We start from the raw sequence: 25,045 nt of genomic DNA, 5'->3' as shown, positions 1-25,045 counted from the left end.
GCGGCCCGCCACAGCGGCGGCACCGAGCCACCGCCGCACCGGCGCCGCCCGTACCGCTGGGTCTTCACCCGCCCGTGGGGCACCCGGCCCCGAGGCTCACGGCCCCGCGGCTCCCGTCCCGCCACCACCCACCGCCCGCTCCGCTGACCATTCGCCAGGCGCGGTCAGGGCGCCAGCGGGAGGCCACGGGAGTGCAGGAGGCGGGCGTCGTCGGTGACCACCGCGTGCCGCCACGGGGCGGGCAGGCGGTCGAGCCAGCCGATGCCCGGCTCACCCATGGCCACGGCGGCCGTGGCGTAGGCGTCGGCGATGCCGAGGTCGGGGCCGACCACGGTGACCGAGCGCAGGCCGGCGGCCGGGGCGCCCCGGCGGGGGTCCACGACGTGGTGGCCGCGCTCGTAGACGCCGGAGGTGGCGACGGCCAGGTCGGTGCCGGTCAGCACGAGGCAGGTGGCGGCCGGGTCCCAGGGGTGCCGGACCCCGATCCGCCACGGGTCGCCGGCGGCCGCGTGGCCGCGTACCCGGACGTCACCGCCGGCGTTCAGGCAGTGGTTCGGTGCGCCGGCCGCGACCAGCCGGTCCGAGGCCACCTGCGCCGCCCAGCCCTTGACATAGCCCGACGGGTCGAGCCGGCCCGTGGCGTACGCGTCGAAGAAGCCGTCGGTGCCGGTCCAGAGGTCGGCGCAGCTCTCCAGCACCGTCCGCAGGTCGGCCGACGCCTCGGCCGGCGGCAGCTCGCCCCGGTCCAGGCGGCACACCTCGCTGTCCGCCCGGTACGTGCTGAACCGGGCGTCCACCTCGCGAAGCCAGGCGAAGGTCTCCTCGGCCAGCCCGTGCAGGGTGGCGGCGGGCAGGTCGTCGGCCAGGTCGAGGCTGATCGCCGTACCCATGATCTGCTCGACCCGGCGCAGGCCCGGCCGGCGCACGGCGGTCACCAGGGTCACGCCTTGTCCAACGCGGCCTGGAGCGACTGCTTGTACGCCGTGCTGGTGTAGGTGGCCCCCGAGACGGTGCTCAGGTTGGCGCTCTGCTTGGCGACCACCTCGCCCGAGCTGCCGCTGTAGCGGGCCTGCACGTCGTCGCTGCGCAGCCCGGACTGCCCGTCCAGCGGCATGCCGAGGCCGGTGGCGTCAACGATCCGGCTCCCGCTCAACGTGATCCGCACCTGGAGCGAGCCGTACCGGTAGCTGACCACCGGACCGGTGACCGTCCGGGTGGTGACCTTCGGCGCGCTCGTGGTGGTCCGCGGCGCGGCGGTCGTGGCCCTGGGGGTGGTCCTGACGGTGGCGGTGCTCCGGGTGCCGGGGGTGCGGCCGGCACCGGGCCGGGCGCTCGGCTTCACCGACCCGCTCGGCCGGGCGGCGGGGGTGACGCCGCCCGGGGTCGCGTCGGGGGCCGCCGGGCCGCCGGGGGCGACGGGGGCCTGGGCGACCGGGCGGTCCGGTGCGGCCTGGCCGGTGCCCGGGGCGCCCTTGAGCACCACCAGCGCGGTGGTGCCGGCGGCCAGGCCGGTGATCGCGAGGAGCGCGCGGCGCATGGGCGGAGCCTCTCTACAGCTCGAAGGTGGCGAGGTGGATCTGCCGGCGCGGCACCCCGGCCCGGCGCAGCGCCCGGACCGCCTCGTCGACCAGGCCGCCCGGGCCGCAGAGGTAGACGTCGCGCCGGGTCAGGTCGGGCACCAACCGGCGCAGCCCCTCCGGACTCATCACCTGGCGGGGACCGGGGTCGTCGCGGGAGCCGACCACGTACCAGACCGAGGTGCGCCGGGCCTGGGCGAGCCAGTCCAGCTCGTTGTGCAGCAGCACGTCGGCCGGGGTGCGGGCGCGGTAGATCAGCGCCGCCCCGGGCGGCAACTCCTCCAGAATGGCCCGCAGCGGGGCGATGCCGCTGCCCCCGGCGATCAGCAGGGCGCGTTCCCGGGTGCGGTGCGCCGCCGTGAAGGTGCCGGACGGCCCCTCGGCCCAGACCCGGGTGCCCGGGGTGAGGTCCCGCAGGTCGGCGGTGTGCCGGCCGACGACCTTCACGGTGAGCCGCAGCCAGCGGCCGTTGCCCGCCGCGGAGAGCGAGAACGGGTGCGACTGCCACCAGCAGCCGGGATTGAGGAAGCGCCAGCGGAAGTACTGGCCGCCGAGCAGGTCGATCTGGTTGAGCCGGTGCCCGGTCAGGTAGATCGAGACGGTGTCCGGACTCTCGGCCACCACGTCGGCGACGCGCAGCCGGTGCCGCAGGTTGAAGCGCAGCGGCGCGATGAGCCGCCCCCACACCAGCGCGGCCACCACCAGCACGTACGCGGCGATCCAGCCGGTGCGCACCGGGCCGGGCTCGTAGAGCTGGGCGCCGTTGCTGAACTGGTGCCCGTAGCCGAGCAGCAGGGCGAGATAGCTGGTCAGGTGCAGGTGGTACCAGAGCTCGTAGGGCAGCCGCCGGCGGACGCCCCGGACCGCGGTGAACCCGACGGCCACCATGATCCCGGCGGCCACGAACGCGGAGACCATGTCCTCGTAGTGGGTCAGCAGGGCACCGACCTGGGCGAGGATCGAGTTCTTCTCCATCCGGGCGTAGCCGACGACCAGCAGCGCCAGGTGGGCGAGGACCGCCACCAGCAGGGTGGCGCCGAGGTCCCGGTGCACCCGGGACAGCCGCTCGCCGCCCAGCCGGCGCTCCAGCACGCCGAGCCGGCTCATCATGAACACCTGGACCAGCAGCAGGTAACCGGCGACCAGGCCGGTGATCCGGCCCGCCGCGGTGAGCACGTCGGTCGTGTCGGCCAGCGACCCGGGCGGGGTGGCGAGCCACCAGGGCAGCACGGCGGCGACCAGGCCGAGCCAGAAGGCGGCGGCCAGCGCGCGCCGCCCGCCGGGCCCGCGGCGCGGCCGTCCCGGGGGTACGGGGGCAGGCGGACGGCCGCCGTACGGGGCGGATGCCCCGCTGCGGCGGCCGGCGGCCCGGGTGTCCTGGTATGTCACGCGTACAGCTTCATGGGGGCGTATTTCTGCCGCGGGAAGACCTTGTCCACCTGCGCGGTCGTCAGTCCGAACCGTCCCTGCGCGACCGAGCCGTAGACGTTGAACATGTTGTTGTACTCGGGTACGTCTCCGCTGTCGAGATCGTTCAATCCGTTCCAGGTACCGAGGAGCGAACCGGCGAGCTTGCGCCCGGACAGGATGGTGACCACCCCGCCGTGCCCGTGGTCGGTGCCGCCCTGGTTCGAGGCGACCCGCCGGCCGAACTCGCTGGACACCATGACCGTCACGTCGGCGGCCCGGTCCCCGAGGTCGGTGAAGAACGCCGCCATGGCGTTGGCCAGCTCGTTGAGCCGGCGCCAGAGCTGGCCGCCGTCGCGGGTGCCCTGGTTCTCGTGGGTGTCGTAGCCGCCCATGCCGACCGTCGCCACCCGGACGTTCGCCCCGCCCTTGATGAGCTGCGCGAGCTGCTGGAAGGCGTTGCCGACGCCCTCGTACTTCACCCCGGCGGCGGCCGCGTACGGCTTCGCGGCCAGCTTCTGCGCGGTGGCCAGCGCGCCCATGCCCTCGATCACCGCCTCCTCCACCGGGTGGTTGATCCCGGTGAAGAGGCCACGGATGGCCTTCTCGGTGGCCGCGCGGAAGCGGTCGTCGCCGTTGAGCCGCAACTCCCCGACGCTGTTCAGGGAGATCGCGCCGTTCACGCCGACCAGCGAGCGGGGCAGGGTGCTGCCGATGCCGACGCTGCGGAACGCGGTGCCCTTGCCGAGGGTGTCGACCAGGCTGTCCAGCCAGCCCCGGCCGCCGGTCTCGCCGGGCAGGCCGCCCAGGTTGCAGGCGTCGGCGGCCTGGAAGTGGCTGCGGGACAGCCGCGGGTCGGAGACCGCCGGCACGAAGCCGAGCTGGCCGGCCGTGAGCCACTTCTCCAGCGGGGCGAACGCGCTCGTCAGCTTGAAGCCGCGGCCGAGGGCCAGCGAGTCGTTGCCGAGCAGCAGATCGGGCCGGGTCCGGGTGAGCACCGGGTCGTCGGCCGGGGCGACCAGGCTCAGCCCGTCCAGCCCGCCGTAGAGGAACACGTGGATGAGCGTGCCGGTCTTCGTCGCCGCGAACGACGCCGAGGTGGTCACGAACTGGGCCGTGGCCAGGGCGGTCGCGGTCGCCGCGGCGCCGGCGACGAAGGTCCGCCGGGTGACGCCCCGGCCGTCCTGCTGCGCCTCCTCCAGTTCCTCCAGCCGGCGGTACCGGTCCGCCTCGGCGGCGTTCTCGGCCGCGACGATGTCGGCCTCGGCGCGCAGCAGCGCCTCGGCCGGGTTGTCGGCCAGACGCCGCAGGTCGGGGCATTCGGGGTCCAGGGGGTACGGGTTCACGGTCATCTCCATCGAATGCCTCACCGGAGGTGGTGCTGGGGGGACGCGAGGATCGTCCGCGCGACCGCGGCGATGGCCCCGTTGAAGGTGGCGTCGACCCGGGTGCCGGCCGACACCCCGGCGACGCCGAGCACGAGGGCCTTCTCCTTGGCGCTCAGCTTCTGGTGCACCAGCCGCTGGGCCAGCGCGTCCACGTACGCCCCGGCGGTCGCCGGCGGCTTCGCCACCAGCTTCTCCGGCTTGACGTAGGTGAACTGCTTGCGCCAGCCGCCCACCAGGTCGCCGGCCTCGTTCCAGCCGTCGACCATGGTCCCGGCGGAGGTCCAGGCCACGTAGACGTCGGCGTAGCCGTCCGGGGTGGGCTTGCCCATCGGGTAGTGGCCCAGCTCGCGCATCTTGTCCTGGATCTGCCGCAGCCCCTGGGCGAACGGGGTGCGCCGCTTGTCGCCCTCGAAGCCCGCGGACGCCTCCGGGCCCACGCCCAGGGAGCGGTAGGTGGCGACCAGGTACTCCATCGGGCGGCGGACCTTCTGGCCGACCGAGGCCCAGAACTCCGAGGAGCTGAACAACGTGGCCAGCACCGGCCGGATCTGGCCCTTGTTGGTGGTGTACGCCTTGGCCAGCCGGTCCACCAGGGACTTCGGTGGCGTGTCGGAGACGAACCGGGTGGCCAGGTTGCGGGCCACGTACCCGGCGGTCGACGGGTGCAGCGCGATGTACCGGATGTAGGCGTCGATCACCTTGTCGGCGGCCTTCGGGTCGGCCGAGTTGTTGGCGTGGCTGAACCCGAGGATCTTCACCTTGCCCAGGTAGTGCCGGTCGGCGTGGAAGACGTACTTCCCGTCGGCCACGCCCCGGCCGGTCTGGAGCAGGGCGGCCTGGCGGACGTCCTTCTCGGTGTAGCCGCCGTCCACCCCGACCGAGTAGAGCTCCAGGTTCTCCCGGGCCAGGTTCTCGTTGACCGCGTCCTTGCGCGAGTCGGTCTGGTTCAGGTAGATGAGCAGCGCCGGATGCCTGTTGGCGGCCACCAGCATCTCCGGGTAGCTGCCGAGCGCGTGCTTGCGGATGACGTCCTGGTCGAAGGAGTTGCGGTAGATCTCGCCGCCATCGAAGTCGGCCGCGACGTGCAGGAAGTCGTTCCAGAAGTCGACCATCACCTCGAAGAGCTGGCGGTCGGACCAGATCTGCCGCGCGATGGTGGCGTCCACCGTCTCCCGCTCCGGCTGGGCGCCCCGCTCGTTGAGCTGGTCCCGCTGGTCGCGCAGCTGGGTGGGGCTCAGCTTGAGGGTGGGGAGTTCGGCCAGCTTCAGCTCCGCCTTCGTCGGGGCGATCTTCTCCGGCTGGAGCTGCTCGCGCAGCCAGTCGTCGATGCCGAGCCGCTTGATGTCGGCGAGCACCCGGGGCGTCGGGCCGAAGGTGACCCGGCTGGCCAGGTGGCGGATCGGGTCCTTGGCGAGCACCGTCTTGACGGTCACCTGGGTGGCCGCCGCGGCGGCCGCCGGGCTGGCGAAGATCCGGCCGCCGGCCGGGGCGTTGCGCTTGAGCGCCGCACCGGCCCGGGAGCCCATGTAGCTCTCGTTCTGCTCGGTGTAGGTGCGCACCGTGCTGGGCTGCTGGCCGCTCGGGCGCGCGGCGGTGCCATCGGTGACCACCGTGCCGGTCGCGTCGCCGGCCACCGGGTCGTCGGAGAACAGGCCGCGGATCTGCGGGGACAGGCCCAGGGCGGCGCCACCGGCGACGACCGCGGCGCCGCCGAGCGCCACGAGGGCGCGCCGCCGGCCGCGGCGCGGCTCGTCCTCGTCGTCCAGATTGGGCAGTCCGGGGCCGGGCGGCGGGGCGTATCCGCCGGACGGCTGGGGGTAGCCGCCGGCGAAGCCGTCGGGCCCGACCCACTGCGGGCCGGACGCCGCAGGCGCCGGGGCGGCGTAGCCGCCGGGACCGGCGTACGGCATGGCGTTGTCGCGGTACCCGTCCGGATGGGGGTGCGGGGATCCGTCCCAGCCGCGGTCGTCCCGAGGTCGACGCGGTGGCACGTTCAGGTCGGCCATGTAGCTGTCCCGTTTTCTTCGAGCGCCGGCACGCCTGCCGCCCAGGGGGGTGGGCGGAGGGGCGGCGACGGTTGCCGGAGGAGTTGCTACGGGAAAGTAGCCACGCGCCTCCGGGCGCTCAAGACGCGCCGGCGGCGCCCGTGAGGGCACTTAAGACGGTGCTCAGGCCGGGTTTCCGGGGGCCGGTGGGACGGGACCGGGGCGGCGGCCCCCGGAGCAGGGGCGACCCGGGCGGTCCCCGCCCCGACGTAACGTTTTGGCCCGTCGCAGCGCTGTTCGCGGCGTTCAACCCCTCAGGGAAACTTAAGTCACGGATAAGCCCGCGCTGAGGTCCCCGACCGGTGCCGCCGGGACCGTCCCACTCGCGGAAACCAGCAGCGGCGGGGCGCGTGACCCGCCCCCGATCCGGGTATGCCGCCGGACCGCTGAAGCCGTGAGGGGAAGGCACCGCCATGCTCAGCAAAGAGGATCAGCGCAGGTTCGAACAGATCACCCGCCAGCTGCGGGAAAGTGACCCGCAGTTCTTCGCCCGGCTCGACCACCGGGCCCGGGGCCGCCGAGGCCGGTACCTGATGCTGCTGACGATCGTGCTGTGGGCCTCGCTGCCGGCGATGACCGTACTGGCCGGGCGGCTGGCGGGCGCGATCTGCGCCGTGGTGCTGCTCGCCAACGCCGGGCTCATGTGGCGGTTCCGCCGACGCTGGCTATGACCCCGGTGACCGCGGTCAGCGCGGGTCGTCCTCCGGCCCCGCCGCCGCTTCGCGGCCGAACTCCCGGTACGCCCGGCGCAGCCGCTCGACGAGGCCCGGGCCGCCGATCGAGGCCCCGGGCGGGCCGAGCTGGCGCAGCAGCAGCTCCGGCCCGGTGGCCAGGGTGGGCGGCCGGTCCGGCAACGCCACCGGGGACACCCAGAACCGGTCGACCTCGTCGTCCGGCGGGACCGCCGGGAGCCCCACCAGCACCCGTCCCGCGCCGGCCACGGGCCGCGCCGACCCAGGCCCCGCGTCCGCCGGCGCGACCGGCCCGTCCAGGGCCGCCTCCGGGCCGGCCGGTGCGCCGCCGGGGGTGGCGGCGCCGCGCAACGTACGCAGCCGGCCGAGCAGGTCGCCCCGGGCTCGCCCGCGCCAGTGCAGGAGCTGGAACGGGTCGGCGTCGAACGCCTCCGCGAGCAGGTAGAAGGTGGCCGCGAGGTGCTTGCACGGCACCGCGAAATCGGGGCAGCCGCAGTGCTGGTCCAGCTCGCCGACGGCGGCCGGGAAGAGCGGCGCACCCGCCGTGGCGAACAGCTCCTCCAGCTCCGCCGGCAGGTCACCGGCGAGCAGGCGGGCGCTGAAGAACGCCTGCCCGGCCAACTCCGCCTCGATCCGCTCCCACACCTCGTCCGGATACGCGGCCAGCCCGATCCGCACCGGGTAGGGATCCGGCCGGGATCCCTGCACGCTGGCGGTGACCAGCCCCGGGGTGACGTCGAGCCGAAGCACCTGCCCCCGGCGCGCGTACGCCCGGCCGCGGGTGAGGCGGGTGCCGAGGGCGAAGGACTCCAGCACCTCCAGGAAGCGGCGGGACCACCAGGAGCGCCCGATCGCGCCCCGGGTGCTGCGGGCCTTCAGCCCGCCCTCCACCCGCCGGGGCGGCCCGAACTCGGCGAAGCGCGATCCTCCGTCCGGTGTGGTCACTCGACCACCGCCCCGGACTCCAGCGCGAACAGCTCGCGCAGCGTGTCGGTGGAGAGTTCGGTGACCCACTGCTCGCCGCTGCCCACCACCCGCTGGGCCAGGCTCCGCTTGTCGGCGATCATCGCGGCCACCTTCTCCTCGACCGTGCCGGCGCAGACGAACTTGCGGACCTGCACCCGGCGGCGCTGGCCGATCCGGAACGCCCGGTCGGTGGCCTGGTCCTCGACGGCCGGGTTCCACCAGCGGTCCACGTGCACCACGTGGTTCGCCGCGGTCAGGGTGAGCCCGGTGCCGCCGGCCTTGAGGGAGAGCACGAACAGTGGCGGGCCCGCCGGGGTCTGGAAGCGGGTCACCATGGCGTCCCGTTCGGCCTTGCCCACCCCACCGTGCAGGAGCAGCACCTCCCGGCCCGTACGCGCCGACAGGTGGCCGCGCAGCATCCCGCCGAACTCGGCGTACTGGGTGAAGAGCAGGGCCTTCTCCCCCGCCGCCAGGACCTCGTCGACGATCTCCTCCAGCCGCTCCAGCTTCCCGGAGCGGCCGGGCAGGGCGGAGCCGTCGTGCAGCAGCTGGGCGGGGTGGTTGCAGACCTGCTTGAGCCGGGTCATGGTGGCCAGCACCAGCCCGCGGCGCTCGATGCCGTCGCTGGACTCGATCTTCGCCATCATGTCGTCGACCACCGCCCGGTAGAGCGCGGCCTGCTCGGCGGTGAGGTTGCAGAGCACCTCCATCTCCAGCTTCTCGGGCAGGTCCGTGATGATCGTGGGATCGGTCTTGAGCCGGCGCAGCACGAACGGGCCGGTGATCCGGCGCAGCCGCTCGGCCACCTCGGCGTCGCCGTGCCGCTCGATCGGCTCGGCGAACTTCTTCCGGAAGGTGGCGGCCGGGCCGAGCAGGCCCGGGTTGGCGAACTGCATGATCGACCACAGGTCGGCGAGCCGGTTCTCCACCGGCGTGCCGGTGACCGCGACCCGGTGCCGCGCGGGCAGCGACCGCACCGCCTCGGCCTGCCGCGTCGAGGCGTTCTTGATCGCCTGCGCCTCGTCCACCACCACCCGGTGCCAGTCGATCCCGGCCAGCTCGTACGCGTCCCGCGCGGCCACCGAGTAGGTGGTCAGCACCAGGTCCGCGGCGTGCACGGCGGCGGTGAACGCCTCGCCCCGGGCCCGTTCGGCGCCGTGGTGCACGTGGATCCGCAGGTCCGGGGCGAACTTCGCGGCCTCTCGCTGCCAGTTGCCGACCAGCGACATCGGACAGACCAGCAGCGTGGGCCCGGCGGCCGGCGGGTCACCGGCCAGCAGCGCGAGCAGCTGCACCGTCTTGCCCAGCCCCATGTCGTCGGCGAGGATCCCGCCCAGCCCGAGGGACTGGAGGAAGGCCAGCCAGGCCAGCCCGCGCCGCTGGTACGGCCGCAGCGTCCCGGCGAACCCGGGCGGCGGGTCGGCCGGGGTGAGCCGCCGCTCCGCCTCGCCGGCCAGCAGCTCGCCCAGCGCGCCGTCGGCGACCACCTCCAGGACCGGCAGCTCACCGGCACGGTCGGCCCCGGAGAGCCCCATCCGCAGCAGGTCGGCCACGGTCAGCTCGCCCGACGAGCGGAGCAGCCGCAGCCCGGCTTCGAGCCGCTGCGGGTCCAGCTCGACCCAGCGCCCGCGCAGCCGCACCAGCGGCGACTTCAGGTCGGCCAGCGAGGCCAGCTCCTCAGCGGTCAGCGGCTGGTCGCCGAGCGCCACCTCCCAGCGGTAGTCGACCAGGGCGTCCAGCCCGAGCCCGCCGGCGGCGACGGCCACCGTGCCGGGCGCGGTCCGGCCGCGCGCCCGCAGCCGCGCGCCGAGGCGGGACGACGAGCGCCGCCACCACGAGGGCAGCAGCACTCCGAAGCCGGCCGCGTGCAGCACCGGCGCGCCCTCCCGGAGGAACCGGTGCGCCCCGTCGGCGTCCAGCTCCATCCCCTCCGGGGCGGCGGTGCGCAGCGCGGCGTCCAGCTCGGGCCAGAGCCGGCTGGCCCGGCCCAGCTCGGCCAGCAGGGTCTCCTGCGGGTCGACGCCGCGGGCGGCGAGCGCGGGCGCGGGCCGCTGCCAGATGTGCGCGGCGTCGACCACCAGCCCCGGCTCGTCGGTCGGGTGCAGGCCGAACTCGACCCGCCAGGCGCCGCCCTCGACCAGTTCGGCCACCGGGTCGACGGCCGGCTCGACCAGGCGGAACGCGGCCCGCACCGGGCCGCCGGCGGCGTCGCGCTGCCAGACGTCCAGCTCGGCCCGCAGGGTGTCCAGGGCGGCCGGCTCGGCGGCGAAGGCCCGCTCCGGGCCGGCGAGCGCCGCCAGCCAGGCCGGCACCGGCCCACCTGGGCGCATGCCCCGGGGCAGCCGGGTGTCGGCGAGCGCGGCCCGGGCCGCGGCGTCGACAAGCGTGTCCAGCGCCTCGGCCACCAGGTCCCCGGGTTCGACGCCGCCCCCGGCCGCCACGCCTCCCGGTTCCACGCTGCCCGCGGCGTCGGCGCCCCGGGCCGCCCCGAGCCGCGCCGGGGCGGCCGGGCTCGCATCTGTGGGTGCATCGGTCGCCGCCCGGGCGACAACCGGTGCACCCGCAGCGGAGGCGACCGGGTGCCATTCGCGCGCGGCGCGGGCGGCCGGGGGCAGAGCGAGGGTCAGCGAGCGGGCCCAGGCCGCGTCCGTGCCGGTGAGCAGCGGACGCCAGAGGGCCCACGCGGTGACCACGTCCGAGTCGTCCACCAGCCGCAGGCGCGGTCGGCCTTCCGCGACGCGGATGGCCGGTTCCGTGCCCCGCCGCCCGTCGGCTCCGCCCGGACTCCGCGCTTCCGCCAGGTCGGCGCGGGTCGCCGGGGCGGCTCCGGTGGCCACGGCGGTCGGGCCGGGATCGGCGACTCCGGGCAGGACCCGGCCGCGGGTGACCAGGTCGGCGGCGAAGTCGGCCAGCTCGGCCAGGTGGCGCAGGCTCGCCCCGGCCACCGCCTCCCCCGGTTCGAGCGCCCGGAGCAGGGCGAACGCGTCGTCCGGCGCGTACACCAGGGTGGGGACCCGCCAGCCGGCGCGGGTGACCCGGCCGCGGGCCGGTTCACCGGCGGCGGTCCGGACCAGCTCGGGTGAGTCGAGCGGCGAGCCGCCCCGGGTGGGCAGGTCGAGCAGGACGGCGGCCGGCACGCCCGGGGGGCCGCCGAGTGCGGCGGCCAGGGTGGCGTGGTCGGCGGCGAAGGGGTGCGGCCGTTCGCGCGGGGCGCGGCCGGGCCGCCGGGGCGCGGAGGCCGGCAACCGGCTGTCCTCACCCCAGACGGCGAGCCCGCGGCCGGACAGCCACAGCCCGTGGATGACCAGCACGCTCTCCCCCTCGACGACGCCCGGGGCCAGGATAGGCGGCCGGCGCGGACTACTGTCGGCGCCATGGTCGATCTGCTCGTGATCGGCGGGCTGGGCGTGGACATCCGCGCCCAGGTGCCCGCCCTGCCGCTGCCCGCCGCCGACTCGCTGGCGGTGCCGCCGATCGAGCTGCGGATCGGCAACACCGGTGCCGGGGTGGCGCTGGCCGCGCACGCCCTCGGCCTGCGGGTGGCACTGGTCGACGTGCTCGGCGCCGACCCCGCCGGCGACGTGGTCCGGGCGGCGCTGGCCCGCACCTCGGTCCGCGCCGTGCTGGCCGACGCGCCCGCCGGCACCCGTCGCTCGGTGAACATGGTCGACCCGGGGGGCCGCCGGATGTCGCTCTACGACCCGCGCCCCTGGTCGGGCCCGGCGCCGTTCGCGGAGGCCGAGCTGGCCGCGCTGGTGCGCGAGGCCGCGCACGTGCACGTGTCGATCATGGACTGGGCCCGGGACGCGCTGCCGGTCCTGCGGGCGGCCCTGCGCGCCGGGGTGCCGCTCTCCACCGACCTGCACGACTGGGACGGCGAGAACGACTACCACCGGCCCTTCGCCGACGCGGCCGACCTGGTCTTCGTCAGCGACGTGCGGCTGGGCGACCGGGCGGGGAAGGTGGCCGCCGGGCTGGCGCCGCGGACGGTGCTGGTGACCGGCGGGGCGGCGGGCGCCACCCTGCACGGTCCGGACACCCCGCCGGTCCACGTGCCCGCGACCACGCCGCCGGCCGCCGTGGTCGACACCAACGGCGCGGGCGACGCGTTCGCCGCCGGCCTGATCGCCGCCCGGCTGCGCGGGGCCACCCCGCTCGACGCGGCCCGTCACGCCGCCCGGGTGGCCGCGGCGGCCTGCACCCACGACGGCATGGAGTATCCGGCGGGCCTGCTGCCCCGGGACTGAGCCGGGTCAGATCGCCCCGGTCTCGCCGTCGGTCAGCTCGCGCAGGATGTCGGCGTGCCCGGCGTGCCGGGCGGTCTCCTCGATGAGGTGCACGAGCACCCAGCGCAGCGACACCTCGCCGAGCTGCGGGTGCGGAACCACGTGGTCGAGGTCGAACCGGGCGGCGACGGCGCGGGACCGGTCGCAGGCGGCCCGGTAGGCCGCGGCCACCCCGTCGACGGTCTCGCCGGGATCGAGCACGAAGCTGGCCTCCGCCTCAGCCTCGCTCGTGAGGTAGACGTCGCCCGGTTCGGGGGCGAACAGGCAGGGCAGCCAGTTGCGCTCCACCAGCGCGAGGTGTCTGAGGAGCCCGGCGAGGGTGGTGCGGGTGGGCACGAGGCGCCGGGTGGCCTCGGCGTCGGAGAGGCCACGGGCCTTGCGCAGCACCGTGGCCCGGTGGAAGTCCAGGAACGATTCGAGGATCGCCCGTTCGTCGCCCGTGCGGGCGAGGACCGGACCGAGGGTGGGGTCGATCGTCGGTTCCGCCATCCCCGGACCCTAGTCGCCGGGACCGCCTGCCCGCTGCCCCGCATCCCGCTGCGCGGCGGCGATCTCGGGGGCAGGATGGGCGCATGGCATCCACGGTGCAGATCCCTCTGGTGGGCGGCACGGCCGACGGTGAGACCGTCACCGTCGAACTGGACACCAACGGCCGGCCCCCGCTGACCCACCACCACCTCGGACCCGAGGGACTCGCGCACGCCCAGATCTACGAGCTGCAGACGGACGACCAGCGCGAGGGCACCTGGGTCTACACCTGGCGGGGTCCGGCCGCCTGACCGCCGCTCAGGCCGTGGCCCGGGTCAGCGTCCGCGACCGGATGCTGTCCAGCACTCCACGGGTGACCTGGGAGGTGCCGTGGGCCTGCTCGCACACGGCGGCCACCCGCCGGGCGGTCTCGTCGGCCCGCGCGTCGCGCTCGTCCCACAACCGGTCCACCTCGGCCAGCAGCGGGCCCTCCACCTCGCGCTCCACGCCACGCAGCGCCGGCACCCCGAGCCGCTGGGCCAGGTCGAAGACCTTTCCGGCGTACGGCAGGGGCAGGAACGGGGTGCCCATCATGGCCGCGAAGATCAGGAAGTGCAGGCGCATGCCGACCGCGAGGTCGAAGTGCTTCATGAGGCCGAGCACCTGCCGGGGCGAGTAGTCGTTGTGCAGGATCCGCCCCCGCTCGGCGGCGACCATGTGCGACATCACGCCGTGCGAGTGCCGGATGTCGTCGCGTTCCATCGGCACGAAGAGGACGTACGCGTCGATCCGGTGCACCAGGAAGTCGCTGATCTGGGCGAGCAGCCGGTGGTAGCCGTCGACGTCGAGGCGTTCGGCCGCCCGGCCGGGTTCGCGCACGCTCAGCCCGACCAGCTGCTTGCCGGCCGGCACGCCCTCCTCGCGCAGCCAGCTCTCCGGGAAGTCCTCCGGCGTGAGCAGGAACGCCGGGTCGGCGGTGACGGTGATCGGGTTCAGCAGCCCGGCCTCCTCCAGCACCATCCGGGACTCCTGGTCCCGCACGGTCACCTCGGTGGCCTTGCCCAGGGTCTCGCGCACCATCCCGGTGTCCACGCCTTCGCTGAGCGGGCCGACCCCCACCGCGTACGTGAGCAGGGGCAGGCCGCGCTCCTGGGCGACCCGGACCACCCGCAGGTAGCGCCGGGCCTCCTTGTCGTAGAGGATCCCGCCGCCGCCGAGGACGAGCAGGTCGAGCTGGGCCAGGACCGCCGCCGAGTCGACCCGGCTGACGCCCTCCCAGGGCACGGCCTCCACGTCCGGGTGCTCCAGCGCCGTGTGGGCCGGGTTCCGGGAGAAGACGATGATCCTGGCGTTCGGCTCCTGCTCACGCAGGTCGGCCAGGAGGCCCGTGAGGATCGCCTCGTCACCGAGGTTGCGACCGCCGTACGAGCCGAGCACACCGATGGTCAGTCCGGTGCCATCCGTCATCGTCGCTCCTCCCCAGGTGCGTCCCGGTCCGCGTTCCCCGTGGGCTGGGGTACATGCCTGGGGCCGCCCGTGCCGAAACCGGACAGCCGGGCGGCAAGTTCTCGGCTAGCGTTTGCGCCCGCGGCGCGGTTCACGGCGGGAACAGGGAGAGCGGAATGGCAAGGCTGTCGGCCTCCGGTCTGCGCCAGGCGCGACTCTGGTTGCTGCTGGTCGGTGTCCGTAGTCGGTGGCAGCTGCGGCTCGCGCTGGCCCGGCACCGGTGGACCTGGTACGCGGCCGTGGTCAGTTTCCTGCTCGGCCTGCTGGGGCTGGTGTCGACTCCGCTCGGCTCGGTGCCGGCGTTGCTGGCCGGGCTGGCCGGTGTGCTGCTGTCCGTGCTCCTGCTGGCGCCGGAATGGGCGGCCCTCCGCCGGGGCAGCGTGGCGCTCGTGCGGAGCCGGACGACGACCACACCACCGGTGGCGGCCCCGGCCGGCCTGGTCCGGCTCCCCACCGATCGGAGCGAGGTGGCCTGGTGCCGGCCCGACGTGGACGAGGCACTGCGCGACGCGCCGGCGGCCGGTCGCTGGTCGGGCGACCGCCACGTGTTGCCGAAGCGGGTGGCCGCGCACAGCGCAGCGATCCTGGCCGCCCGGGTCCGCCGCGGGACGACGTTCAACGGGCGGCTCGTACGCCAGGACGACGAATTGACGCCGGAGCTGCTCCGGAGCGGCGAGGTCCGGTTGAGCGGCACCGACTACTACTCGCTGATCTGCTCCAACTACCTCTTCGGGTGGCGGGTGGTGGACCGCCGGACCGGCACGGTCCACCTGGACGGCAGCCGACTGCCCTACGCGGAGGACGGGCGGCTGTTGACGCTCTCCGAGAGCAGGCTGGCGAACGTCATCGGGGTCTCCACGCTCGCGGTGACCTCCGACCGGAAGCTCGTGCTGGGTTGGCAACAGCCGAAGGCCGCGGTGAGTGGCGGTGGGCTCGCCGCGCCGGCGGGCTCGGGCTCGGTGGATCTGACCGATGTGCACGACCGGCCCCCGGGCGAGACCTTCGTCGAGTTCCTTGCCGCCGCGATGCGCCGGGAGCTGATGGAGGAGAGCCATCTCGCCCCGCACCAGCTCGGGCGGACCTGGGTGCTGGGGTACTTCCGGTGGCTCAACCGGGGCGCCAAGCCGGAGTACGTGGGCCTGACCATGCTCGACGTCTCCTCGGACGATCTCCACGGCACGGACGTGCGGCTGGTGGAGACGCCGTACGTCCAGCGCCTGACCGTCGACTGCGAGGTGGACCTCGAACGGCTCCGCCATGATCCGGACTCGCTGGACTGCCTGCCGGAGGACGTTGCGGCCGCCGCTTCCATGCCGCTCTACATGGGTCTGCGGGCCCTCGGCGCGGCGCTGCACCGGAGCGACGATCTGGCCCGACACCTGCTGGGGCCGTCGACCGGGACGCGGACCAGCGAGCCGTCCCGCGACGCCGGCTAGCCCGGGCGCCCGGCCGCGCCGACCAGACGGGAGACCAGGGCGGACACGACCTGATCGGCGTCGAACCCGGCGTCGATCGAGGTGGTGAGCAGGTCGAGCAGGAGCCCGTCGACCGCGTAGTGCAGCAGGGCGATCTCGAAGGCGCCGCCGGGCAGCCCGGCGGCGACGTGGAAGGCGACGTCGTCGGCGTACCCCCGGCGCAGCACGTCGCCGAGCGCGGCCCGCAGCTCGGGGCGGCGGGACGCCTCCAGCCGCAGCTCGAACAGGGCCCGGGTGAGGTCGGGCTCGCGGGTGGTGCGCTCGACGATGTAGCGCAGGTAGTCGGTGACCAGCGCGAGCGAGGGCTCGCGCCGGCCGAGGTCGGCCAGGACCGCCGGGTCGGGCGCCATCCGGTCGAAGATCCGCTCGGCCAGCCCGGCGAGCAGCGCCGCCCGGGACGGGAAGTAGTTGGAGGCGGTGCCGGTGGGCACGCCCGCCTCGGCGTCCACCGCCCGGTGGGTCAGGCCGCGCGCTCCGGCGGCGGCGAGCACCCGCAGCCCGGCGTCGGCGAGCAGGGTACGGCGTTCCGGGTTCCTGGCCATGGCAGCACCCTAGCAATAACCACGACAGGTGTTGTACATTCGCTCTCGACCACGACAGCCGTCGTGGTTGATCCCGGACATCGGAGTCGGTTTGCGCAAGCTCGTGTACTACGTCGCCAGCACCCTCGACGGCTTCATCGCCGCCCCCGACGGGTCCTACGACTTCCTCCCGCTGGAGCCGGAGGTGGCGGCCTACCTGACCGCCGAGTGGCCCCAGACCTTCCCCACGTTCACCCACGCCCAGTTCGGCATCGCCTCACCGCCGCCCGGCCGCTTCGACGCCCTGCTCATGGGCCGGGCCACCTACGACCCGGCGCTGAAGATCGGCGTGACCAGCCCCTACGCGCACCTCAAGCAGTACGTCTTCAGCCGCTCGCTGCCCCCGTCGGACGACCCGCAGGTCGAGATCGTCGCCGGCGACCCGGTGGCATTCGTCCGCGAGCTGAAGGCCCAGCCGGGCGGCGACATCTGGCTCTGCGGCGGCGGCCAGCTCGCCGGCCAGCTCCTGGACGAGGTCGACGAACTGGTGGTCAAGCTCAACCCGGTGGTGGTCGGCAGCGGCATCCCGCTGGTCGACCGGGGCTTCGCGCCGACCCGGTTCACCCTGACCGAGACCCGGCCGTTCGACGCCGGCGTGGTGGTGCTCCGCTACACCGCCGGGGCGCGGTAATCGGCTTGCCGTGGCCGGGCGGGGTCGCGCACGGTGGGTCGGTGACCAGCCTGACGAAGAGCCGGATCCGCTGGAGCGACCTGCCCGGGCCCGTCCGCGCCGCGGTCGAGGAGATCCTCGGCGACCGGGTGGTGGCCGCCGAGTCACAGCACGGCGGCTTCTCCCCCGGCACCGCCGACCGGGTCCGCACCGCCGGTGGCGGGCGGGCCTTCGTCAAGGCGGTCAGCCCGGCGCAGAACGACCGCAGCCCCACCCTGCACCGGGCGGAGGCGCGCAACGCGGCCGCGCTACCGCCGGCCACGCCGGCGCCCCGGCTGCTCGGCAGTCACGACGACGGCGACTGGATCGCGCTGGTCTTCAGCGACGTCGAGGGCCGCCATCCGGTCACCCCGTGGGAGGCCGGCGAGCTGGCCGCCGTGCTGTCCACCCTGGAGGTGATGGCCGGGGTGCTCACCCCGGCCCCCGCCGCGGTGGTCGCCACCGCGACCGAGCAACTGGGGTACGACTTCGGCGGCTGGCGGCGGCTCGCCGACGACCCGCCGGCCGACCTGGACCCGTGGGCTGCGGCCCGGCTGCCCGAGCTGTGCGCGGCCACCGACCGGGGGCTGGCCGCGCTGGCCGGCGACACCCTCTGCCACGTCGACATCCGGGCCGACAACCTGCTGATCGGCCCGGACGGCAGCGTCACCGTGGTCGACTGGCCCTGGGCCTGCCGCGGGCCGGCCTGGCTGGACAGCCTGCTGGTCCTCGTCAACGTGCAGGTGCACGGCGGTCACGACCCGGAGGCGCTGCTGGCCGCCCGGCCGCTCCTCGCCGGAGTGGACCCGGCCGACCTGACCGGCGTGCTGGCCGGGTTCACCGGTTTCTTCCTGGACGGCGCCCGCCAGCCGCCCCCGCCCGGCATCCCGACGGTCCGGGCGTTCCAGCGGTTGCAGGGCGACGCGCTACTGCCCTGGCTCGCCCGCCGACTCGCCTGAGGACCGCCGCGTAATCCGGCCCGCTTCGCGAAATGACCGCCTCAACCATCCGTCGGGCGGAGCGCGTTCCTAGGGGGCGAGGGGGTGGGTGGGCATGTCGGAGACGTTCCACGAGTTCGTGGTGCAGCGGTCGCCCGCGCTGTCGCGGACCGCGTACCTGCTGACCGGCGACCACCAGCACGCCGAGGACCTGTTGCAGAGCGCGCTGGCCCGGACGTACCGGCACTGGCGGCGGATCCACGACGGTGACCCGGAGGCGTACGTGCGCCGGGTCATGTACCACCAGCAGGTCTCGTGGTGGCGCCGTCGGCGGCTCGCGGAACGGCTGGACGCGACGCCCGTCGAGCGTGGCGGCGGCGACCACACCGAGGACACCGCGCTGCGGCTCAGTGTGGTGGCGGCGCTGCGCCGGCTCACCGCCCGGCAGCGGGCCGTGGTGGTGCTCCGCTACTACGAGGACCTGACCGAGGCGCAGGTGGCCGAGGTGCTCGGCTGCTCGGTGGGCACGGTGAAGCGGCACGGGCACGACGCCGTGCGCCGGCTCCGCGACCTCGTCCCCGATCTGTGGGAGCCGACGCGGGAGAGGAGCGGGCGATGAGCGTACGGCTGCGGGAGGCGCTGCGGGAGGCGGCGGCCGAGGTGCCCGCGTACCCGGTTCACGACCGCGCGGTGCGGACGGCGCGGCGCACCCGGCGGCGGATGGCGGCGGCGGTCGCGGCTCTGCTGGTGCTGGTGGCACTCGTGCCGCCTGCGGTACGGGATGGCGGGCCGGCTGCCCTCGCCCCGGCCGGTGTGGACGATCCGGCGCTGCCCGACCGGATCGGGCTGCCGGCGTGGGGCTCGTTGCGCGCCACCGACCGGCCCCGGCTCGGTCCGGCGTCGGTCGTGTTCAGCGGGCAGGCGCGGGGGCTCACCGGGCTGATCGACGAGGACGGCACCGTGGGCATCGTCGGCGCCGACGCCGACCGCTACCGGACCTGGACGGTCGGCCACGAGGCGCCGGCCGGTGAGCAGGTGCTGCTGTCCCCCGACGGGCGGCGGGTGGCCGTTCCGGCCGGTTCCAGCGAGCACCCCCGGGTCGATCTGGTGGACCTGGTCGACGGGACGGTCGGGCGCCTGGCGAGCACGGTGCCGGGCAGCGTCACCAGCGAGCCGGCCGGCTGGGCGCCGGACGGGACCGCGCTGGTGGTCCGGGACACCACGCCGGCCGACCCGGAGGGCAGCGCCTACGTCAACACGCTCAGCCTGGTCCGGCTGGACACCGGCCGCGCGGTGCGCCTGCTCGAAACCGACCAACTGCCGATCTTCGGCACCCCGGTCGCGTTCACGGCCGACGGGTCCCGGCTGGCCTACCAGGTCGGCGACAAGGTGCTCGTGACCAGCGCCGACGGGCAGTCGATCACGTCGTTCCCGCTGCCGCCGGAGAGCGGGCTGGCCGGCAAGGGGGCCTGGCTGCCCGACGGGACGCTGGCACTGGTCAGCCACGAGCCGGGCAGCGACCGGTGGCGGCTGCGGCGGGTCGACACCACCGGGAAGGACCTCGGCGCGCCGGCGCTGCCCGACGTCGCGGGCGTCACCACGATCCGGCTGCTCGGCTGGCAGGCGGACGGGACCGCCGTGGTGGTCGGGTACCGGCCCGAGCCGAACGCCCCGGCCTCCTTCGAGGGACCGCTGGAGATGGACCAGCGGACCGCGTACGGGAACGTGCGGACGATCCGGGTGCTGGGCCTGGCCCCGGGGGCCGCCGCACCGACCACCCTGCTCACCGCACCGGACCAGGTGCTCGCCATCGACGTCGCGGACGAGGTGGTGCGTGGCGGGCGGGTCCGCGCGGCGGATCCGCCGTCCGGACCGGGCGGCCGGGTCTGGTGGGCGATCGGTGTGGTGGCGCTGATGCTCGGCGGCCTGGTGGCCGGACGGGTGCTCCGGCGGCGACGGGCACGCCGGGTCACCCGGGGGCCCGCACCCCGTGGGTGAGGAAGGGCAGCACGGCCGCGGGCAGGGCGGGTGAGCCCACGATGTCGTAGTGGGTCAGCCCGGGCAGCACGGCCAGCCGGGAGGCCGGCCGGCCGGTGCCGTCCCCGCCGGGGTCCCGGCGGCCGCCGCCGAGCAGCCCGAAGAACTCGGCCGCGTGGCGTACGGGGATCGAGTCGGCGTCGGCGAAGACCAGCAGCACCGGCATGGGCAGGGCGGCCACGTCGGCGGACCAGTCGTACTCGCGGCGCAGCAGCTCGCCGGTCTTCGCCCAGAGGGTCGGCCAGTCCTGGGGGCGGGGCGCGACCCGCTCGTAGCGCTCGTGCGGCGGGGTTCCCCGCATCTGCTCGGCGACCCGCTCATCCTGGGCGGCCATCGCGGCCAGCACCTCCGGGTACCAGCCCTGCCGCCGGTAGGGCGTGGAGACCAGCACGAGGCGGCGGACCAGGGCCGGGTGCTGGATCGCGGCGCGCAGGGCCACCCCGCCGCCGAGCGAGTAGCCGAGCAGGTCGGCCGCCGGCAGGCCGAGGTGCCGCAGCAGGGCCGCGATGTCGTCGGCCATCGACTCGTAGCGCAGCGGCCGGTCCACGTCGGCGGTACGGCCGTGGCCCTGGAGGTCGACCGCGACGACCTGCCGCCGCGCGGCGAGGTCGGGCAGGACGGGCGCGAACATCTCCGTCGAGCCGTAGCCGCCGTGCAGCAGGACGAGCGGGCGGCCCGTGCCGTGGATCTCGTACCAGAGCCGCACCCCGTCGACCTCCGCGTAGCTCACGCCCGTTCAACGACGAACGGCCCGGCGGCGGGTCGCCCCGCCACCGGGCCTGTTCGGCTCGGGCGCTACCCGGCGACGTACCGGTGCAGCAGCCCTTCGTCGCTGTCGACGGTGCCGTCCCGGCGCAGGCCGGCCTTCTCCAGCACCCGCACCGACGGCACGTTGGCCGGGTCGACGGTGGCGAAGACCTCCGCCACCCCGGGTACGGTGCGGGCGAAGGCGACCAGCGCCCGGACGGCCTCGGTGGTGTAGCCCCGGCAGCGCCGGGACGGGGCGACGCCGTAGCCGAACTCCACCGCACCGTCGGCGGCCGGCAGCTTCAGCCCGATGGCGCCGACGGTCAGGCCGGTCTCCCGTTCCATCATCAGGTAGTGCCCGTGCGGCTGGTCCGGGTTCCCGGCGATGATCCCGGCGATCATCCGGTCGCCCGCGGCGGGGAAGTCCGCTGCCCAGTGCGGGAGGCGCTCACCGGCGACGACGGCGGCGGCCTCCTCGGCCGGCCAGGGACGCAGCACGAGACGGTCGGTGGTCAGGTCAGGAAAGGACAACGCGATTCTCCAAGGTCGTGGAGTGACCCGGGCCGCGGTGAGTGCTCGGTCAGGAAGCGCGACCCGGAAGAGGGCATGGCAGGGGAAGCTGACGGCGATCCATGGCCTCATCCCCCTGCGCCCACGACGGTCGCGTGTCCGCGCCCCGGCACTCTAGCCCATGATCCGGATACGCCGCGCCCCCGTTGCCTCGGGCCAACGGGCAACGGGGGCGCGGCGCAGGACCGGTCAGCTGACGCCGGTGACGGCCTTGACCAGGTTGATGGCGAAGTAGACCACGAACGCGACGGCCACCGCCCACATGAGCGGGTGGATCTGCCGGGCCTTGCCCTGCGCCACCCGGATCGCCACCCAGCTGATGAAGCCGGCGCCGATGCCGTTGGTGATCGAGTAGGTGAACGGCATGAGCGTCATGGTCAGGAAGGCCGGGACGGCGACGCCCACGTCGGTGAAGTCGATGTCCTTGACCTGGCGGATCATCAGCGCGCCGACGACCACCAGCGCCGGGCCGGCGGCCTCGCTCGGCACCAGCGACACCAGCGGGGTGAGCAGCAGCGCGCCCAGGAAGAGCACGCCGGTGACCACGCTGGTCAGGCCGGTCCGGCCGCCGTCCGCGATGCCCGAGGAGGACTCGACGTACGTGGTGGCCGACGAGGCGCTGCCCGCGCCACCGGCGACCGCGGCGACGCCGTCGACGAAGAGCACCTTGCCGAGCCGCGGCATGTCGGTGCCGTCCTCGGTGGCCAGGTTGGCCTGCTTGGCGAGGCCGACCGTCGTGCCCATGACGTCGAAGAAGTCGGCCAGCACCAGGGTGAAGACCAGCAGCAGCGCGGTCATCAGGCCGACGCTGGCGAACGCGCCGAACGACACGTTGCCGAGCAGGTGCAGGTCGGGCTTCTGGACCAGCGGGTCCGGCAGGGTCGGCACGTTGAGGCGCCACCCGTCCGGGTTGGGCTTGCCGTCGACGAGAGCGCCGCCGGGCTTGGCGAACGCGTTGACGATCACCGCGACGACCGTGGTGGCCACGATGCCGATCAGGACGCCCGCCTTCACCTTGCGGGCCACCAGGATGCCGGTGACCAGCAGGCCGACCAGGAAGACGACCGTGGGCCAGCCGTGCAGCGTGCCGTTGCTGCCCGAGCCGAGCTGCAGCGGCACGCCGGTGCCGGCCCGGACCAGACCGCCGTCGACGAAGCCGATCAGCGCGATGAACAGGCCGATGCCGGCCGCGATGGCCGCCTTCAGCTCGGCCGGGATGGCCCGGAAGACGGCCTTCCGGAAGCCGGTCAGCACCAGCACGGTGATGATCAGACCCTCGATGACGACCAGGCCCATGGCCTCGGCCCAGCTCATCTGGGACGCGACCGCGTACGCCACGAAGGCGTTCAGCCCGAGGCCGGTGGCCACCGCGAACGGCACCCGGCCGACGATGCCCATCATGATCGTCATGACCGCGGCGACCAGCGCGGTGACCCCGGCGACCGCCGGGATGCCCAGCGTCTTGCCGTCGGCGTCCGGCGCGGTGCCGATGATCAGCGGGTTGAGCACGACGATGTAGGCCATCGTCGCGAAGGTGGTGAGCCCGGCGAGCACCTCGCGCCGGACCGTCGAGCCCCGGCGGGTGATCTCGAAGAAGCGGTCGAGGCGGCTCTGCGCGGCGGGTTCCGCCGGCTCGACCGGGGCAGCAGGATCCTGCGTAGACACGCTCATGGCGTGGCCTTACTCCGTTCCGGGTTGGCCCAGCCGGACACGCCGGCCGGGCGGTGGGGGTGCAGCCGTCCCGTTGCGGTTGGCCCGGAGAACGTCGGGACGGCTGGGCTCCACGGATCCCGTGAAGCACTACGAAGCCGCGCCCCGGGGTCCGGGGAAGCGACTTCGCGAGGCCCACCTTAACCGCCGGGTAACGGCAGGTGACCTGCCCCTGCGCGGGGAGACGGCGCAGGGGTGGCCAAGGTCACTTCCGGGCCCGGCCGATCAGCCTTTTTCCGCGGGGCGGGGGCGGGCGCGGAGGTGGGCGCGTTCGCCCTGGGCACCGAAGAGGCTGAGGAACTCGACCGCCTCGTCGTCGGCGCGGCCGAACCAGTGCGGCACCCGGGTGTCGAACTCCGCCGCCTCGCCGGGCGCGAGCACCAGGTCGTGCTCGCCGAGGACGAGCCGCAGCCGCCCGTTGAGCACGTAGACCCACTCGTACCCCTCATGGGTCTGCGGGGTGGGCTCGGCGGGCCGCCCGCCGGCCGGGATGACCAGCTTGTACGCCTGGATGCCGCCGGCCCGCCGGGTGAGCGGCAGCATGGTCATGCCGTGCCGGGTGACCGGCCGCAGGTGGATGCGCGGGTCGCCGGTGGGCGGGGCGCCGACCAACTCGTCGAGGGTCACGCCGTGCGCCCGGGCCAGAGGCAGCAGCAGTTCCAGGGTGGGCCGGCGGCTGCCCGACTCCAGCCGGGACAGGGTGCTCACCGAGATCCCGGTGGCGGCCGAGAGCTCGGCCAGGGTGGTCTCCCGTTCGCGGCGCAGCGCGCGCAGCCGGGGGCCGACCGTGTCGAGGCCACGGTCCAGGTCGTCATCCATCACCCTAGTTTGCCAGAACAGCAACGAAGTTTGCGGTTACAGCCAGCACCGCCGCATCGTTGCGGCAGGAGGTGGTCAGGATGACCGAAGGGTACGAGGTAGTGGTGATCGGCGGCGGCGCCGCCGGGCTGAGCGGGGCGCTGATGCTGGCCCGGGCACGCCGGTCGGTCCTGGTGATCGACGGGGGCAGCCCCCGCAACGCACCGGCCGACGGGGTGCACGGGCTGCTGGCCCGGGACGGCATGCCCCCGGCCGAGCTGCTGGCGCGCGGCCGGGACGAGGTGCGCCGGTACGGCGGGCACCTGGTGGAGGGCGAGGTCGACACGGTGACCCGCGACGGCGAGGGCTTCACGGTGGCGCTGGCCGACGGCCGCCGGGTCCGAGCCGGCCGGCTGCTGGTGGCCACCGGCCTGGTCGACGAGCTGCCCGAGCTGCCCGGGCTGCGCGACCGGTGGGGCCGGGACGTGGTGCACTGCCCGTACTGCCACGGGTGGGAGGTGCGCGACCGGCCGATCGGGGTGCTGGCCACCGGGCCGCTGTCGGTGCACCAGGCGCTGCTGTTCGGCCAGTGGAGCGACGACGTGCTCTTCCTGCGCCACACCGCGCCGCCGCTCACCGACGAGCAGGCGGAACAGTTGACGGCACGGGGCGTCACCGTGGTCGAGGGCGAGATCGCGTCGGTCGAGGTCGTGGAGGACCGGCTGGCCGGGGTACGCCTGCGCGACGGCCGGCTGGTCGCGCGCGAGGTGCTGGTCGCCGGGCCCCGGATGGTGGCGCGGGCCGGATTCCTGGCGGCGCTCGGGCTGCGGGCGGTGGCGCACCCGTCCGGCGCCGGCGAGCACGTCCCCGCCGACCCGATGGGGCGTACCGATGTGCCCGGGGTGTGGGTCGCGGGCAACGTCACCGACCCGGCCGCCCAGGTCGGCGCGGCAGCGGCGGCGGGCGCCCTGGCGGCGGCCGCGATCAACGGCGACCTGGTGGCCGAGGAGACCCGCCGGGCGGTCGAGGCGCGGCGGCGGGACGTGTTCTCGGCGGAGACCGAGGCGCGGGTGAGTGAACTGGTGGCGGGCGACCGCCGCCACGGACTCGGCTGAGCACGCGGAGGGGTGGCATTCACGAATACGACTTACGTGGCCAAAATTGCCCTTTAGGTTACTGCGGGAGGGTGCAGTCGAAACGGGGGG

At 74.9% G+C, this 25,045-nt stretch carries 23 protein-coding genes; 9 read left to right on the top strand and 14 right to left on the bottom strand.

Annotation, left to right across the window (positions count from 1 at the left end; all coding sequences use genetic code 11):
• Positions 1-164 precede the first annotated feature (164 nt).
• The 5 genes from ABZW14_RS22720 to ABZW14_RS22700 are packed head-to-tail and all read right to left on the bottom strand — an operon-like array spanning position 165 to position 6,378.
• Entirely contained in the window at positions 165-890 is a 726-nt protein-coding gene (locus tag ABZW14_RS22720; RefSeq protein WP_355349969.1) for an FAD:protein FMN transferase, read from the bottom strand.
• Between the two features lie 50 nt (positions 891-940).
• On the bottom strand, positions 941-1,537 hold the full coding sequence (locus ABZW14_RS22715; RefSeq protein WP_355349838.1) for an FMN-binding protein: 597 nt from the start codon (positions 1,535-1,537) through the stop codon (positions 941-943).
• A gap of 13 nt (positions 1,538-1,550) precedes the next feature.
• Complete coding sequence (locus ABZW14_RS22710) at positions 1,551-2,966, bottom strand: ferric reductase-like transmembrane domain-containing protein (protein WP_355349835.1); 1,416 nt, start codon at positions 2,964-2,966, stop codon at positions 1,551-1,553.
• Positions 2,963-4,336, bottom strand: a complete 1,374-nt coding sequence (locus ABZW14_RS22705; RefSeq protein WP_355349966.1) for a DUF1501 domain-containing protein — start codon at positions 4,334-4,336, stop codon at positions 2,963-2,965. Before ABZW14_RS22705 ends, ABZW14_RS22710 begins: the two co-directional genes overlap by 4 nt.
• Positions 4,337-4,350: 14 nt before the next feature.
• A complete protein-coding gene (locus ABZW14_RS22700; protein WP_355349832.1) occupies positions 4,351-6,378 on the bottom strand; it encodes a DUF1800 domain-containing protein in 2,028 nt (675 codons plus the stop codon).
• Between the two features lie 452 nt (positions 6,379-6,830).
• On the opposite strand from ABZW14_RS22700, the gene ABZW14_RS22695 reads away from it, so the two are divergent.
• Positions 6,831-7,088 (top strand): DUF3040 domain-containing protein, encoded by a 258-nt coding sequence (locus tag ABZW14_RS22695; protein WP_355349829.1) that lies wholly within the window; start codon positions 6,831-6,833, stop codon positions 7,086-7,088.
• 15 nt (positions 7,089-7,103) lie between these two features.
• On the opposite strand, the gene ABZW14_RS22690 is transcribed toward ABZW14_RS22695, so the two are convergent.
• Together ABZW14_RS22690 and ABZW14_RS22685 are read right to left on the bottom strand one after the other, a co-directional pair.
• A complete protein-coding gene (locus ABZW14_RS22690) occupies positions 7,104-8,054 on the bottom strand; it encodes an SWIM zinc finger family protein (RefSeq protein WP_355349826.1) in 951 nt (316 codons plus the stop codon).
• Positions 8,051-11,386 carry a DEAD/DEAH box helicase gene (locus ABZW14_RS22685; protein WP_355349823.1) on the bottom strand — a complete coding sequence of 1,112 codons (3,336 nt, stop codon included), beginning with the start codon at positions 11,384-11,386 and terminating at the stop codon, positions 8,051-8,053. Before ABZW14_RS22685 ends, ABZW14_RS22690 begins: the two co-directional genes overlap by 4 nt.
• 63 nt (positions 11,387-11,449) lie before the next feature.
• Between ABZW14_RS22685 and ABZW14_RS22680 the strand changes: the two genes are divergently transcribed.
• The gene (locus ABZW14_RS22680) at positions 11,450-12,322 is read left to right on the top strand and encodes a carbohydrate kinase family protein (protein WP_355349820.1); all 873 of its coding nucleotides are present in this window, start codon (positions 11,450-11,452) and stop codon (positions 12,320-12,322) included.
• A gap of 6 nt (positions 12,323-12,328) precedes the next feature.
• On the opposite strand, the gene ABZW14_RS22675 is transcribed toward ABZW14_RS22680, so the two are convergent.
• Entirely contained in the window at positions 12,329-12,850 is a 522-nt protein-coding gene (locus ABZW14_RS22675) for a DinB family protein (protein ID WP_355349817.1), read from the bottom strand.
• An 83-nt stretch (positions 12,851-12,933) separates the two neighbouring features.
• Between ABZW14_RS22675 and ABZW14_RS22670 the strand changes: the two genes are divergently transcribed.
• Positions 12,934-13,140, top strand: a complete 207-nt coding sequence (locus ABZW14_RS22670) for a hypothetical protein (protein WP_355349814.1) — start codon at positions 12,934-12,936, stop codon at positions 13,138-13,140.
• 7 nt (positions 13,141-13,147) lie between these two features.
• Here the strand turns inward: ABZW14_RS22670 and ABZW14_RS22665 are convergent, their stop codons facing one another.
• The gene (locus ABZW14_RS22665; RefSeq protein WP_355349812.1) at positions 13,148-14,296 is read right to left on the bottom strand and encodes a polysaccharide pyruvyl transferase family protein; all 1,149 of its coding nucleotides are present in this window, start codon (positions 14,294-14,296) and stop codon (positions 13,148-13,150) included.
• A 155-nt stretch (positions 14,297-14,451) separates the two neighbouring features.
• Between ABZW14_RS22665 and ABZW14_RS22660 the strand changes: the two genes are divergently transcribed.
• A complete protein-coding gene (locus ABZW14_RS22660; protein WP_355349809.1) occupies positions 14,452-15,771 on the top strand; it encodes a hypothetical protein in 1,320 nt (439 codons plus the stop codon).
• On the opposite strand, the gene ABZW14_RS22655 is transcribed toward ABZW14_RS22660, so the two are convergent.
• Positions 15,768-16,352 carry a TetR family transcriptional regulator gene (locus ABZW14_RS22655; RefSeq protein WP_355349806.1) on the bottom strand — a complete coding sequence of 195 codons (585 nt, stop codon included), beginning with the start codon at positions 16,350-16,352 and terminating at the stop codon, positions 15,768-15,770. The two genes, ABZW14_RS22660 and ABZW14_RS22655, sit on opposite strands and share 4 nt — an antisense overlap.
• Before the next feature lie 91 nt (positions 16,353-16,443).
• On the opposite strand from ABZW14_RS22655, the gene ABZW14_RS22650 reads away from it, so the two are divergent.
• The 4 genes from ABZW14_RS22650 to ABZW14_RS22635 all read left to right on the top strand — a co-directional run bounded on the left by ABZW14_RS22650 (position 16,444) and on the right by ABZW14_RS22635 (position 19,976).
• Positions 16,444-17,022, top strand: a complete 579-nt coding sequence (locus ABZW14_RS22650) for a dihydrofolate reductase family protein (protein ID WP_355349803.1) — start codon at positions 16,444-16,446, stop codon at positions 17,020-17,022.
• Positions 17,023-17,063: 41 nt separating this feature from the next.
• Entirely contained in the window at positions 17,064-17,999 is a 936-nt protein-coding gene (locus ABZW14_RS22645) for a phosphotransferase (RefSeq protein WP_355349800.1), read from the top strand.
• A gap of 94 nt (positions 18,000-18,093) precedes the next feature.
• Positions 18,094-18,597 carry a SigE family RNA polymerase sigma factor gene (locus ABZW14_RS22640; protein WP_355349797.1) on the top strand — a complete coding sequence of 168 codons (504 nt, stop codon included), beginning with the start codon at positions 18,094-18,096 and terminating at the stop codon, positions 18,595-18,597.
• Positions 18,594-19,976 (top strand): hypothetical protein, encoded by a 1,383-nt coding sequence (locus ABZW14_RS22635; RefSeq protein WP_355349794.1) that lies wholly within the window; start codon positions 18,594-18,596, stop codon positions 19,974-19,976. Before ABZW14_RS22640 ends, ABZW14_RS22635 begins: the two co-directional genes overlap by 4 nt.
• Here the strand turns inward: ABZW14_RS22635 and ABZW14_RS22630 are convergent.
• The 4 genes from ABZW14_RS22630 to ABZW14_RS22615 all read right to left on the bottom strand — a co-directional run bounded on the left by ABZW14_RS22630 (position 19,948) and on the right by ABZW14_RS22615 (position 23,861).
• A complete protein-coding gene (locus ABZW14_RS22630; RefSeq protein ID WP_355349791.1) occupies positions 19,948-20,745 on the bottom strand; it encodes an alpha/beta fold hydrolase in 798 nt (265 codons plus the stop codon). The two genes, ABZW14_RS22635 and ABZW14_RS22630, sit on opposite strands and share 29 nt — an antisense overlap.
• A gap of 65 nt (positions 20,746-20,810) precedes the next feature.
• A complete protein-coding gene (locus ABZW14_RS22625; protein ID WP_355349788.1) occupies positions 20,811-21,293 on the bottom strand; it encodes a GNAT family N-acetyltransferase in 483 nt (160 codons plus the stop codon).
• 228 nt (positions 21,294-21,521) lie between these two features.
• A complete protein-coding gene (locus ABZW14_RS22620; protein ID WP_355349785.1) occupies positions 21,522-23,003 on the bottom strand; it encodes an NCS2 family permease in 1,482 nt (493 codons plus the stop codon).
• A gap of 264 nt (positions 23,004-23,267) precedes the next feature.
• A complete protein-coding gene (locus ABZW14_RS22615) occupies positions 23,268-23,861 on the bottom strand; it encodes an XRE family transcriptional regulator (protein WP_355349782.1) in 594 nt (197 codons plus the stop codon).
• A gap of 80 nt (positions 23,862-23,941) precedes the next feature.
• On the opposite strand from ABZW14_RS22615, the gene ABZW14_RS22610 reads away from it, so the two are divergent.
• A complete protein-coding gene (locus ABZW14_RS22610; protein ID WP_355349779.1) occupies positions 23,942-24,955 on the top strand; it encodes an NAD(P)/FAD-dependent oxidoreductase in 1,014 nt (337 codons plus the stop codon).
• The last annotated feature ends 90 nt before the right edge of the window (positions 24,956-25,045 follow it).

Origin of the sequence: Micromonospora sp. NPDC004551, from assembly GCF_040609975.1 — a bacterium.
GTDB lineage: Bacteria > Actinomycetota > Actinomycetes > Mycobacteriales > Micromonosporaceae > Micromonospora.
The sequence above is the reverse complement of the archived record's forward strand: the minus strand, read 5'-3'. Positions and strand labels throughout refer to the sequence as shown.

What these genes read in the sequence shown, in the direction of transcription:
- ABZW14_RS22620 (WP_355349785.1), bottom strand. Translation starts at nt 23,003, where the DNA reads ATGAGCGTGTCTACGCAGGATCCTGCTGCCCCGGTCGAGCCGGCGGAA.
- ABZW14_RS22640 (WP_355349797.1), top strand. Translation starts at nt 18,094, where the DNA reads ATGTCGGAGACGTTCCACGAGTTCGTGGTGCAGCGGTCGCCCGCGCTG.
- ABZW14_RS22635 (WP_355349794.1), top strand. Translation starts at nt 18,594, where the DNA reads ATGAGCGTACGGCTGCGGGAGGCGCTGCGGGAGGCGGCGGCCGAGGTG.
- ABZW14_RS22680 (WP_355349820.1), top strand. Translation starts at nt 11,450, where the DNA reads ATGGTCGATCTGCTCGTGATCGGCGGGCTGGGCGTGGACATCCGCGCC.
- ABZW14_RS22705 (WP_355349966.1), bottom strand. Translation starts at nt 4,336, where the DNA reads ATGACCGTGAACCCGTACCCCCTGGACCCCGAATGCCCCGACCTGCGG.
- ABZW14_RS22665 (WP_355349812.1), bottom strand. Translation starts at nt 14,296, where the DNA reads ATGACGGATGGCACCGGACTGACCATCGGTGTGCTCGGCTCGTACGGC.
- ABZW14_RS22700 (WP_355349832.1), bottom strand. Translation starts at nt 6,378, where the DNA reads ATGGCCGACCTGAACGTGCCACCGCGTCGACCTCGGGACGACCGCGGC.
- ABZW14_RS22660 (WP_355349809.1), top strand. Translation starts at nt 14,452, where the DNA reads ATGGCAAGGCTGTCGGCCTCCGGTCTGCGCCAGGCGCGACTCTGGTTG.
- ABZW14_RS22670 (WP_355349814.1), top strand. Translation starts at nt 12,934, where the DNA reads ATGGCATCCACGGTGCAGATCCCTCTGGTGGGCGGCACGGCCGACGGT.
- ABZW14_RS22610 (WP_355349779.1), top strand. Translation starts at nt 23,942, where the DNA reads ATGACCGAAGGGTACGAGGTAGTGGTGATCGGCGGCGGCGCCGCCGGG.
- ABZW14_RS22720 (WP_355349969.1), bottom strand. Translation starts at nt 890, where the DNA reads ATGGGTACGGCGATCAGCCTCGACCTGGCCGACGACCTGCCCGCCGCC.
- ABZW14_RS22715 (WP_355349838.1), bottom strand. Translation starts at nt 1,537, where the DNA reads ATGCGCCGCGCGCTCCTCGCGATCACCGGCCTGGCCGCCGGCACCACC.
- ABZW14_RS22655 (WP_355349806.1), bottom strand. Translation starts at nt 16,352, where the DNA reads ATGGCCAGGAACCCGGAACGCCGTACCCTGCTCGCCGACGCCGGGCTG.
- ABZW14_RS22675 (WP_355349817.1), bottom strand. Translation starts at nt 12,850, where the DNA reads ATGGCGGAACCGACGATCGACCCCACCCTCGGTCCGGTCCTCGCCCGC.
- ABZW14_RS22695 (WP_355349829.1), top strand. Translation starts at nt 6,831, where the DNA reads ATGCTCAGCAAAGAGGATCAGCGCAGGTTCGAACAGATCACCCGCCAG.
- ABZW14_RS22615 (WP_355349782.1), bottom strand. Translation starts at nt 23,861, where the DNA reads ATGGATGACGACCTGGACCGTGGCCTCGACACGGTCGGCCCCCGGCTG.